Source organism: Aeoliella straminimaris (genome assembly GCF_024054565.1).
Classification (GTDB): Bacteria; Planctomycetota; Planctomycetia; order Pirellulales; family Lacipirellulaceae; genus Aeoliella; species Aeoliella straminimaris.
Map to the genome: position 1 here is coordinate 96,107 of NZ_JAMXLR010000065.1, position 11,392 is coordinate 107,498.

General features: G+C 60.4%; 11 protein-coding genes. 8 read left to right on the top strand and 3 right to left on the bottom strand.

The window, feature by feature from the left end; translation table 11 throughout:
* Positions 1–81: 81 nt before the first annotated feature.
* From infC to NG895_RS19680, 7 genes are all read left to right on the top strand, one after another.
* Positions 82–585: a translation initiation factor IF-3 gene (infC, locus tag NG895_RS19650; RefSeq protein WP_341871472.1), complete on the top strand. Its 504-nt coding sequence runs from the start codon at positions 82–84 to the stop codon at positions 583–585.
* Between the two features lie 21 nt (positions 586–606).
* The gene (locus tag NG895_RS19655; protein ID WP_252854232.1) at positions 607–972 is read left to right on the top strand and encodes a hypothetical protein; all 366 of its coding nucleotides are present in this window, start codon (positions 607–609) and stop codon (positions 970–972) included.
* Positions 973–1,037: 65 nt separating this feature from the next.
* A complete protein-coding gene (smpB, locus tag NG895_RS19660; protein WP_252854233.1) occupies positions 1,038–1,541 on the top strand; it encodes an SsrA-binding protein SmpB in 504 nt (167 codons plus the stop codon).
* Between the two features lie 22 nt (positions 1,542–1,563).
* On the top strand, positions 1,564–2,589 hold the full coding sequence (locus tag NG895_RS19665) for an iron-sulfur cluster assembly accessory protein (RefSeq protein ID WP_252854234.1): 1,026 nt from the start codon (positions 1,564–1,566) through the stop codon (positions 2,587–2,589).
* Positions 2,590–3,405: 816 nt separating this feature from the next.
* Positions 3,406–4,242 carry a hypothetical protein gene (locus tag NG895_RS19670; RefSeq protein WP_252854235.1) on the top strand — a complete coding sequence of 279 codons (837 nt, stop codon included), beginning with the start codon at positions 3,406–3,408 and terminating at the stop codon, positions 4,240–4,242.
* A 72-nt stretch (positions 4,243–4,314) separates the two neighbouring features.
* Positions 4,315–5,073, top strand: a complete 759-nt coding sequence (locus tag NG895_RS19675; protein ID WP_252854236.1) for a PEP-CTERM sorting domain-containing protein — start codon at positions 4,315–4,317, stop codon at positions 5,071–5,073.
* 123 nt (positions 5,074–5,196) lie between these two features.
* Positions 5,197–6,006, top strand: a complete 810-nt coding sequence (locus tag NG895_RS19680; RefSeq protein ID WP_252854237.1) for a PEP-CTERM sorting domain-containing protein — start codon at positions 5,197–5,199, stop codon at positions 6,004–6,006.
* A gap of 159 nt (positions 6,007–6,165) precedes the next feature.
* On the opposite strand, the gene pdxH is transcribed toward NG895_RS19680, so the two are convergent.
* Genes pdxH through NG895_RS19695 form a run of 3 tightly spaced genes read right to left on the bottom strand, consistent with a single transcriptional unit; the run spans position 6,166 to position 9,557 of the window.
* Positions 6,166–6,813 carry a pyridoxamine 5'-phosphate oxidase gene (gene pdxH, locus NG895_RS19685; RefSeq protein WP_252854246.1) on the bottom strand — a complete coding sequence of 216 codons (648 nt, stop codon included), beginning with the start codon at positions 6,811–6,813 and terminating at the stop codon, positions 6,166–6,168.
* 2 nt (positions 6,814–6,815) lie between these two features.
* A complete protein-coding gene (locus tag NG895_RS19690; RefSeq protein WP_252854238.1) occupies positions 6,816–8,249 on the bottom strand; it encodes a sulfatase family protein in 1,434 nt (477 codons plus the stop codon).
* 51 nt (positions 8,250–8,300) lie between these two features.
* Positions 8,301–9,557: a beta-ketoacyl-[acyl-carrier-protein] synthase family protein gene (locus tag NG895_RS19695; RefSeq protein WP_252854239.1), complete on the bottom strand. Its 1,257-nt coding sequence runs from the start codon at positions 9,555–9,557 to the stop codon at positions 8,301–8,303.
* Positions 9,558–9,937: 380 nt separating this feature from the next.
* On the opposite strand from NG895_RS19695, the gene NG895_RS19700 reads away from it, so the two are divergent.
* Positions 9,938–11,113 (top strand): fatty acid desaturase family protein, encoded by a 1,176-nt coding sequence (locus tag NG895_RS19700; RefSeq protein WP_252854240.1) that lies wholly within the window; start codon positions 9,938–9,940, stop codon positions 11,111–11,113.
* Positions 11,114–11,392 lie beyond the last annotated feature (279 nt).

An 11,392-nucleotide genomic window follows, 5' to 3' on the forward strand; every position in this document is an offset into this window, starting at 1 on the left:
TCCCAGCGATTATAACCAATACTTTCGTGTCCATCGGCGCGCGCCGAGCACCACACTTTTTGTCCCCCAGGAGACGTAGCAATCGAACGCAAGCAGCAACGGATCAACGAGCAGATCCGAATCACCCCGATCCGCGTGATATCGGAGGAAGGAGAACAGCTGGGAATCATTCCCACCGAGGAAGCAATGGACCGTGCCCGCAACGTCGGGCTCGACTTGGTGGAAGTTGCCCCCACTGAGAAGCCGCCAGTTTGCCGAATCATGGATTACGGCAAGTTCAAGTACCAACAGAAAAAGCGGCAACACAAGAGTCACGCGCACCACAGCAAGAACAAGGAAATCCGCCTGCGACCGAAGATCGGCGAAGCCGACTTCATGACCAAGGTCAATCGGGCGAAGAAGTTCCTCGGCCAAAAAGACAAGGTCGTCTTCAGCGTTATCTTTCGTGGTCGCGAGAATGCCCACGTCGACGAGGGCTTCAAGCTCATTGAAAAGCTCACGGCCGAGTTGGAACCCGTGAGCAAGCTCGAGCAGCGCCCGGCCATGCACGGCCGTCGCATCGTGGCGATCTTCGCTCCGAAGTAAACCATCGCACAAGCACCCAAAGTGCAAAGTAGCGCAGAGCATGGCGAACCTGCTGGTCACTCACCGGCCGAGAACCCCTACGCTTCTGCTCACGCACCTGCGGCGAAAATCGCCGACAACACTCAGCCCGCGGTGCCCGTCGGCAATGGCACCGCGGCTCGGGAAGTCGCTGCAGTCGTTTTGGGAGTGCTCGTAATCCTGCTATGTCTGCTACTCGGCGTAGTGTGCAGCTTCGCCGAGGTAGCGGGCGCGAACCTAAACCCGCACGCTCCCGTCTGGGTAAACGAGTTGGTGCGATGGGTGGTGGGGCCGACGATGCTTCTGCTGGCGGGGGTCGCCACGGCCGCCACGCTGCTGCTCGCGCTCCGGATGTTTCGGCGAAATTAGCAGTCTGGTTGCTTCAGCCCCCCGCGCGTCTTTCCGCCTTCGCCCCTTTGCGTCAAAATAGAGTTATGGCCAAGAACAAAGGTGCCGCGAAGTCTAAGAAGGACGACGCCGATAAAAACGAAAAACTCATCGCCAACAACCGCAAGGCGCGGCATGAGTACGAAGTGCTCGACACGCTGGAGTGCGGCATTGTGCTGCAAGGCAGCGAGGTGAAGAGCCTTCGCCAAGGCCGGATGAGCATCGACGAAGCATACGGCCGCGTCGACCGGGGCGAGGTGTGGCTTATGGGGCTCGACATCCAGGAGTACTCGTTCGCCAACGTGCAGAACCACGACCCGCGGCGGCGGCGAAAGCTGCTGATGCATCGGCGGGAAATCAAGAAGTTCGCCGCGCAAGCATACGAAAAGAATCTGACGCTGGTGCCGCTGAGAATGTACTTCACCCGCGGCCGGGCCAAGGTGCTGATGGGTATCTGCCGCGGCAAGAAACAGTACGACAAACGCGAATCCAAAAAGAAGCGGGACGTCCAGCGGGACATCGATCGTGCAATGCGGGCGCGGAACAACTAGCCGCGCATCACTGGCGACCAACATGAGGGGACCAAGGGTGGATGCCAACCAGATCCTGCTGGCGATCGAGCGCAAAGTTGGCAATCCACCACGCACTGGTCTAATGCAGGCCCTGCGAACCCGCAAACTGGTTCAGGCGATCCGCACCGGGCAGCGGATGAAGCTTCGCCCCGACGATGAGATCTCTCGCGTTTACCAAAACGAGGACGAAATCATTCGCGATGGTGTGGTTCGCTGGGCGGCCGTGGTACAAGCAAACACCACCCTGTATGCCGCGGACCCTCACACGAGCCCTGCCCAGTTGGTCTACTGCCCCGCTGGCGTGGCTCCTCTCCCAACGGTGCAAGCCACCGCAGCCAATATCTTCGCACTAAAAGACACCATGCCGACAGCGGAGGACGAGCAGAAACTGGCGGAGATGATCACCGACGAGTACATCCGCGCCCTCGACTGGAAGGTACCGCACTCTCTGAGTGAAGGGTTCGACATGGTGACTACCATTGTCCCAGTTCCTCGAGCGCATATTCCGGAGGGCCTGCTGGCGATGGGCATCCTCCCCATCCTCGCTCACCCCCAGAGCTATCTATCGGTTGTCATTCCACAGGCGTTCTGGCAAGCCGAGTTCCGCGAAGAATGGAAACACCGAGCACTGGAAATCAAACAGCAACAACTCGAGCGCCGTCAACATTTCGAGGCATCGCGCAGGCAAGCAGCCGAAGAACTCAAGAAGACCAAATTCGAAGTCCCTCCCGTGACCATCACCCAGAGGGCTGCGAAGGAGTTATCCAGTCGAATGGCAAACGCGGGGACTTCGTCCGCTGAAACTCGGATCCGAGTTCTCGCCAACCTGCTCGACAACGGCAGCGCGAGCTACAATCTACAGTTCGAATCCATGAACGCCAGCCAGGGGGATGATCTGAAGTTTCGCGCCCACGGACTCCACTTCGTAGTTGACTACGAAGCTCTCACGCAATTGGTGGGTTATACGATCGGTTGGATGCAAACCGATAACACCGAGGGTTTCGAGTTTCTCTCACCACTTGGCTAGGCAACGGTTCGAGCAAGCCTGCCGCTGACGCGCGCCGGGGCCCCCGGAATGTCCCCCGCGGCGTGGCGAACTGCCCTCACGCGTAGGGTGATTTCGCCTCATCCAAGGTCCTCCGCGGTGGCCAGCCGTGACGCCCTGATTTCTCCTAAGTCGTTATAAAACAACGACTAACGACCGCCGCTGCTTCCTCCTTTTTTGCGAATTGGCATTGCTGTTGCTCCATGCCTGTGCGTGCTTCGAGTTTGCACTCGGACACTCCGCTGCCAACTGACCCGCAAAATCCCAACCGCCGATCCAGGGCACCCGCCAATCCCGGCAGGTTATCCCATTCGATCGCGAACAAGGTAGACCACTTCAGTTACCGCGACTCCCCGATTCCCCTGTTGACGATGAGCTCCACGATCGCTCGGGTCACGAGGGTTTCCTCATACCAAGCACCGTGCCTGTACCTGGTAAAGAGGTAGCTCGACGACATTTCGGACTTCGACCTGTACTCGAAGCTGGCCAAGCGGTGGCCGAGAGTACCGGGTGACCTGATTTGCAACTCGTACAACGCGGAAGACGAAACTCGTGCCCGCTGTGCTGGCTCGCCGCATTCGTTCCATTCACCTCGATCGCTAGCAGAATTCGCCAATGTGCACCAATCGCACGAATGACAAGTTTTACTCGTTGAAACAGGCGTGGCTCTTTCAGCGGCCTGACTAGCGCGACCATCGTCTTGATGGCAACTTCTCTTCCTTCCGTCCGGGTCACGCGCTAGCACCCGATGGCATCGCTCTAATACTCGCTCCCCCTCTATTCTCAAGGAACATGCTAATGACTCGTTTCCTCCCTTGCTTCGCGGCACTACTCACCTTCACGGTGGGCTCCCAGATGGCCAATGCGGCCGTCGTCTTCACTCAAGATTTCGAAACCGATACCAGTGGCTGGTTCGACGACGACGACAACGCCGGCTACGGCGACATCAGCCAAGTTGCTTCCGGCACCAATGGCATTATGTCCAAGTCCGGCAGCTATCACGCGTTGGTCACCGACGATACTCCCAATGGCGCCACGGCTGGCGACACAGTTGGTCCTTTTACCCGCTTCGATGGTTACCGCTCGGAATGGCCCGGAGGAATGACCGCCTCGTTGGATATCTACCTCGATGCGAACTGGACGGCGGGCGAGGGCTTCGACTACTCGGTGGCGGCCAACGGCTCGGATGGCAACCATCAACGCGACTTCATCTTTCACGTCACTAAGGACACTTCGACTGGCATGTTGCTCGTCGGTGGCAGCAACAATTCGTCGAACGCCCTGCCCCGTGAGGACCTCGAGTCGCTGAATTACTACGAGGTCGCCAACAGCGGCTGGTACACCTTCGAACATGATTTCTACGATGCTGGCGACGGCACTCTGGCGGTCGACCTGAATCTCCGCGACGACGTTGGCAACTTGCTGTTCACCGAGACCCGCAACAGCCTTGCTGACATTCTGGCAACCGAAGTCGGTGGCAATCGCTATGGCTGGTTCACGCTGGTGAACGTCGATGGCGGTATTGCGGTGGACAACGCTTCGCTGAGCGCCGTCCCCGAGCCTGGTAGCCTGGCCCTCTGCACGCTGGGTGGCCTGTTCGGTTCGGCCGTTTATCTCCGGTGCCGTTGGGCCTGAGGCAACACTCGCCAGCACAATGACTCCGACCTCACGCTTAATGCTCCCATCCTGCCCCTTTGGAACTCTCCCATGACTATCTCGCTTCACAAGCTCACTCCACTAGTTGCCGCAGTGGCGCTAACAACCTTCGCCACCTTGGCCCACGCCAACACGATGTCGACCATGGTTACGATCGACGTGCTGCCCAACACGGTGCCGGATGAGGAACTGCCGCGCAATCATCTGGGCGACGCCCCCATCGGTCTTGGTCCCGATTCGTGGCAAGGCCCCGCTACTGGCAAGTCGAACTGGCACGCTCGCTTTCAGGCCGATGGCGACTACCTGACAACACTGTTTCCGGACGAAGCGGCCACGATGACCATCAACGACATCGCCAACATCAGCTACTACACCAAGCGCCCCACGGGCACACCGGCTGGCCGCGACTGGTGGATCCAGATCTACACGCGTCCCGATGGCGTTGACGACACAGCGGGGTGGTACGGATACAAAGTCACCAACAACTACCACGACCACACCGACATCGGCAACTGGGTGGAGTACTCCACGTTCTCGGACATGACCTTCAGTGGCGGTCCGCTAGTGGGCGAGAACACTCTGGCCGAAATGCAGTCGGACATTGGTTCGGAGTTGGTGGAGATGATCAGCGTGCAGACCGACAGCGGCTGGAACGGGTTTGATGGCTACATCGATGGCCTGCGTATTGAACTGCAGAGTGGAAGCGTCGGCATCGTGAACTTCCAAGCCGTACCCGAGCCCGCCTCGATCGCCCTGGTTGGCGTGGCCGCCGTGGCTGGACTGGCCATCTATCGCCGTCGTGCGGCCTAGCAACGGGTTCCTGAACGGTCGCCGGGGGTCGCACACCGCCCCCTGGCGGCATCTCCACCCTTTCGCGTTCTTTCCACCTCTTCTCTGTTTCGAACACGCAACCCAAAACCCGGAACTAGTCTAATGACCGCATCTTTACTTCGTGTTGCATCGCTCCTAGGTCTGCTGGCAGCCACCGGCGCCGCTCAAGCCGGATTTACTTCCTTCGTGATTCGCGATGGAAGCATGAATCCCCCTACCATCCAGTCCAACACCGACTACGTGCCGGATGGCACTGAATTTGTCATCTACGAAGGTGGCCAGAAGGCAGCTTTAGGCAGCGACGACATAAGCGGATTCACCATCGGCGACATCAACAAATTGTCGATCACCCGCCACGACGATACGACCCGATTCACCGCGGGCTCGGGGCCGGCCGTGGCGCCATACTTTAACATCTGGGTCACCGACGGACTGGGCAACTACGCCGTGATTGCCAACGAGCCCTCTAATCCTGCGTTTCAGTCGTTGTTTGTCGACAACATGGATGGCAGTAAGTCGTACAACCTGAGCTACGACGACTTGGCCGACAAGACCGCCAAAGTTTACGAGACGCCCGGCTGGAACACCGACTCGTCGTGGGTTCACAACATGTTCGGTAACGACCCGCTCACATTTGCCGATGTTGCCAGCTTAACCATCGAAGCTCCCGATGCGACCTACATCATGAACGCCGCCAATGGCGTGGGCAGCGGGGCTCCGGATGAACTCGGCACCTACGAAGCCTATGGTTTCAACTGGGTGTTTGGCGACACGCTAAGCAATTACGTCTCGGGCAACGAAGGTTACGTAGTTAGCGGCGCAATGGCCACCGTGCCCGAACCCTCGTCGATCGCGCTGCTCGGCCTGGCCGGCGTAGCTGGGCTGGCCGTTTGCCGCCGTCGCCGGAGCTAATCAAGCACCGTTTTTGAGCCGCCATGGGTCACCCGAGAGAGTGACCTGTGGCGGTCTTCTACAAGTCTGCTGCACGCAAGCGACTGCTCGGCGATCGCGAGTTCACCCTGTACGGGCTGCATCCCATGTTGGAGGTTGCCAGGTAGTTCGCTTGGAAGTTCATGGCCCCAGGCGGCTGATCTTCCACCCTTCCCCTTCGCGTTGGTAGACAATTCGGTCGTGCAGGCGGTTCATGCGGCCTTGCCAGAATTCGAATCGCGTAGGCGTCAGTTGGTAGCCGCCCCAGTCGTCGGGCACGGGAACTTCCTGGCCTTCGTACTTCGCCTCGGCCGCGGCCATGGCGGCTTCCAAGGCTTCGCGCCCAGCGACGACGTGCGACTGATCGGATGCCACGGCGCCCAACTGGCTGGATCGCGGTCGGGTGGCAAAGTACTTGGCCGAAGTCTCGCGGTCGGTCTTCTCCACGGTGCCGTCGATGCGGACCTGGCGGCCCAGTTGCCCCCAATAGAAGGCGAGCGTAGCGTGCGGATTGGTGGCCAGTTCGGCCGATTTGTCCGACGCGTAGCTGGTGAAGAAGACGAACCGGTTCTCGCCGTCCACTTCTTTCAAGAGCACAATGCGAGCCGCAGGTCGGCCGCTGCTGTCGACCGTAGCCAGCGTCATGGCCGTTGGTTCGTACCAGTCGCCCAGCGCATTCTCGATGGCCAGGCTGAGCCAGCCTTTGAACTCGTCGACGGGATTGGCCGCCATGTTCTCTTCTAACAGACCGTCCTGGTGATATTCACTCCGCAGGTCGCCTAGCTGCATGCTCACTTATTTGCCTCCTGTTTGGGTTTGGCTGGACCCCACTCGGCAAGCTGATCTTTGACCGGTTCGATGGAACCGCGATGTGCGTCTGCCAAGGCAGTCAGTTGCTCAATTACTTCGGGTTGTTGTGCCGCCACGTCATACTTTTCGCCGGGGTCGTGCTCCAAATGATAGAGTAGTGGCACTTCGTGTTTCTTCTTGGGCATGCCTTCGTACTGGTCGCGCGTCACGAAATGGGCCTTCCAGGGACCTTGCCGCACGGCGAACAACTGTTGCCCTCTCCAGTAGAACATGCGGTCGCGAGGGGATTTCTCCGCTTTGCCGGTCAACACGGCCGACAGATCGTAACCATCCAGCTCGCGATCATCGGGGTACTCGGCATCCGCCAGCGCGGCAAACGTCGGCAGCAGGTCCATGGTCGCCCCCATCTCGGCTTGCACGCCGGGGGGTACATGTCCAGGCCAGCAGAAGATCGTCGGCTCACGCATGCCGCCTTCGAAGGTGGTTCCCTTACCGGCCCGCAACAAGCCGGCCGAACCGCCATGCGTGCCAAAGGTTCGCCACGGACCGTTATCGGACGTGAAGACGATCAGCGTGTTGTCACTCAGATCAAGCTCGTCCAGCGTGTCACGAATCCGCCCTACCCCGGCGTCAATCTCCTGTACCACGTCGCCGTACAGGCCGCGCCGGCTGCTACCAACGTAGGCGTCGCCGGCAAACAGCGGGATGTGCGGTAAATTGTGCGCCAGATACAGGAAGAAAGGCTGGTCCTTGTTGGCGTGGATGAAGTCGATAGCGTGCTGTGTGTATCGCTCGGTAAGCGTGTGCTGATTGGCCGGGCGCTCCACTTCCTGTGTGCCGGAGAGTATCGGCACGTTGAACTGCTCGATGGTGGCCATGTAGTTGGCGTCGCTGCGGGCCCGTTTATGGTAGCCAGGAAAGCCCGGTTGCTGATCCATGTCGTTGGAGTAGGGAATTCCCCAATAGGAATCGAACCCCTGGGTGGTGGGCAGATACTGCGGCAGATGACCCAAGTGCCATTTGCCCACACAACCCGTGGCGTAGCCTTGCTCGCGAAGTACTTCGGCAATGGTGATTTCTTCGGCCGGCAGACCGCCCAACGATCGGGGAAACAAAACCCCATGCACGTCGGAGCACATGCCGCTGCGAATGGGAAGCCGCCCGGTCAGCAGTGCTGCTCGACTCGGTGTGCAAATGGACGCGCCGACATAGAAGTTGGTCCACCGCTGCCCTTCTTCCGCCATGCGATCCAGGTTGGGCGTGCGGATCGTGGGGTGTCCGAAACAACCCAGGTCGCCGTAACCCAGGTCGTCGCAGAACACGATGATGAAGTTGGGTGGCGCATCGGCCCCGATGGTCACGCGAGGCGAAAACAGAACAGCCAGCAGCAAAGCCACGATGGTTCGACTGGGCACGATGTGGACCTCTGTGGGCAAATTGTTCAGAAGTGACTCCGAACGCCCACTCTACTCCGCCACGATAATCGTGGCCACTGCCTGACCGGTCGGCGTGTGATTCAACTTGGCAAACGCCCGGCGGTCGGTCGGTTCGGCACTAGCCGCTACGCGAATCGGACAACTAGGGTCGGTTTGCTCGTGGTTCAGCGTCGCGGGCACTTGCCCCTCGGCGAGCGACAGCAGGCTCACCGCCAGCTCCACGGCCCCACCGCCAGCACCCAGGTTGCCAAAGTAGCTCTTGGCCGCGGTTACCGGCACGTCCGCACCATCGAGCACGCTGGCAATGGCGGCGGCCTCCACGGGGTCGTCTTCCACGGTGCTCAAACCGTGGGCGTTGACGTGCGACAACTCGGCCGCCGCCATTCCCGCTCGCTCCAGCGCGATACCAAGCGCCGTGGCAATGGCCTGGTCAGGCGGATCGTATTGGTGGGCCAGTTTCTGGTAGCGAGTCGACGTACTCACCACCCGGGCCAGCGGTACCGCTCCGCGGCGTTCGGCGTGTTTGCGACTTTCCAGCACGAACAGCGCGGCCCCTTCGCCCATCACCATGCCCGATCGCTGGGCGTCGAACGGTCGACTGATCGACTCCGGCGGCGCGTCCCCCTGTGCAAGCCGAGCGCCACGATGCCAGATCAGGTCGGTAATAGCCAGTCGCGAACTCACTCCGCCGGTGAACATCAAGTCCGCCTGACCCCGGCGGATGACGTGAGCCGCTTCGGACAATGCCTGAAGGCTCGACACGTCGCCGTTGGAGATGGTGTTGGTCGGACCTTGTGCATCGTGCCGAATGCCGATGTGACAGGCGGGCATGTTCGGCAGGTACTTCAGCATCCATAGGGGAAAGAACTCGCGGAATGCGTCTCCCCACTTGGCAAAGTCGAACTGTCCCTCGGTGGAACTGACGCGATACGCCCCCACCAGTTCGTCCAAGTCGCAGTACATGGCCCCGGCGCCCAGCACCACGCCGGCACGCTCGGGATCGAAAGAGCCTTCGGCAACGCCCGCCTGCTCGGCGGCCATCTCCGCGGCCGCGAAAGCCATCTGAATCTCGCGGGCCATCACCTTCATGCTCTTGCGCGGCTTGACGTACTGCTTGGCGTCGAAGTCGAGCACCTGCCCCCCATAGGGAGCCACCCACCCCGCCTTTTCGTAGTCGTCGATGGCCGTCACACCACTCTGGCCGCTGTTCAAACTGGCGCGCACCGCTTCCGAACCGATACCCATCGGGGAAACAATGCCTAATCCAGTTATCAGTACGTCGTCCAACGGGGGTTACCTTGGTGTCAGTCGTGCCACGGGTGAGGAGGGGCGCACGGGACAAAACAGGTGGCTATCCGGTCGCTCTAGTCGGCTTATCTTCGCAACTCGACCGGGAAGCGCCACCATGGCAATCAGGATTTTTGCTATGGCGGCATTCTGGCGACATTCGGGCAGCGAAGCTAGCGACCCCTCAGCATGCCAGATCGGTTTGCGCCATCCCTGCAGTTTACCTATCCAGCGGCTTTGACTCAACAATCGGCACCTTCCGAGCCGATCGTAACGGTGCTGCCACCCTGCGCAGTTACCCACCTTCACCGCCGGCACCCGAGGCCTGCCGGCCATCGCCGCTGGTGGGCGGGGGCCACATCTGCCCTCGCTTGCCTATAATGGCAAAAGCCCCCGTATTCGCCCCCACTGCCATGAACACCTATTCTGCGCAACGAACGCCGGCTGAATTGCTGCAGCGTACCAGTGGCCGATTCTCCATGGCTCAGGCCCGCCGAATTGTCGGCAACCAGTTCCGCGCGAATCCCACCATTTATTGGACCGATCTGTTGGTCACCTGGGTGGTGGGCATTGCCGCCTATCGCATGGTCCGCGAGCAGTGGCTCGGCTGGCCCGCACGATGGGCCTTGTTTGCGTTGTCGTGCCTGTTGATCTACCGGGCGGGGTTGTTCATTCACGAATTGGTCCACCTGCCGGACGACAAGTTTCGCGCGTTCCGTATCGTCTGGAACCTGCTTTGCGGCATTCCTTTCTTAATTCCGTCGTTCGTCTACTACACGCACGTCGACCATCATCGCCGCCGACACTACGGCACCCAGCACGATGGCGAGTACCTGCCGCTGGCGCATCGCAGCCGGTGGTGGATCGTCGCCTACCTGGCGCAAAGCCTCATCATCCCGGCGCTGGCCATCTTCCGCTTCGGCGTGCTCACGCCACTCACCTGGCTCCATCCATCGATTCGCACCTGGGTGCACCGCCACGCGTCGAGCATGATCATCGACCCGATGTACCTCAGGCCGCTGCCCACCGCGCGGGTACTGCGGATGATTCGTTGGCAGGAAGTCGGTTGCTTCCTGTTCATCTGGACCTTCGCCGCGCTGCTGTACTTCGGCCGCCTGCCATGGTTCGTACTGGGTCAGGCTTACGCCACCGGAGTGACTGTCGTGACGATCAACGCCGTCCGCACCGTGGCCGCCCATCGCTGGCTGGGAGAGGGCGAAACAATGTCCTTCCTCGAGCAATTGGTCGACTCGGTAAACTACCCCGCCGGCAAATGGTGGAACATCCTCTGGGCGCCGGTCGGACTCCGATTCCACGCGCTGCATCACTTGTTCCCCAGCATGCCGTACCACTCGCTGGCCGAGGCGCACCGCCGCCTGATGGCCGAGCTGCCGGCCGACTCGCCCTACCGCGTGACCGAAAGCCCCTCGCTGTGGGCCGAGCTCAATTCGCTGTGGCGGCGGGCCGGCGAGAGCGGAAAGCACTCGATTCCCGAGCCCGCAACCACCGAAACGGTACGCACTGCTGCACCGGCGCAGCAGTTGGAACGCGTCTGAGCGACACCGTTGCGTAGCAACGGCCCCCGTAGCTTCCGTCGCCAGACGGAGGACTTTCGCGGACCGCGTGGCGGTCCGGCTATCGGAGTCTCCGTAGTTTTGGGCCAACGATGGTTTTGGGCCCATTCTGGGGGAAGTAAATCCATGGGCCCAAAACTCCGGGTATTTTGGTTCCCCCCAGGTTGGTTTATCCCTTGTTTTTTCGACTAAACCGCTCAAGGGGTGCGGAACAACTCCTCGCGTTGTTCCCCGCATGTTCCGCTACGTTGGCCCAAAACT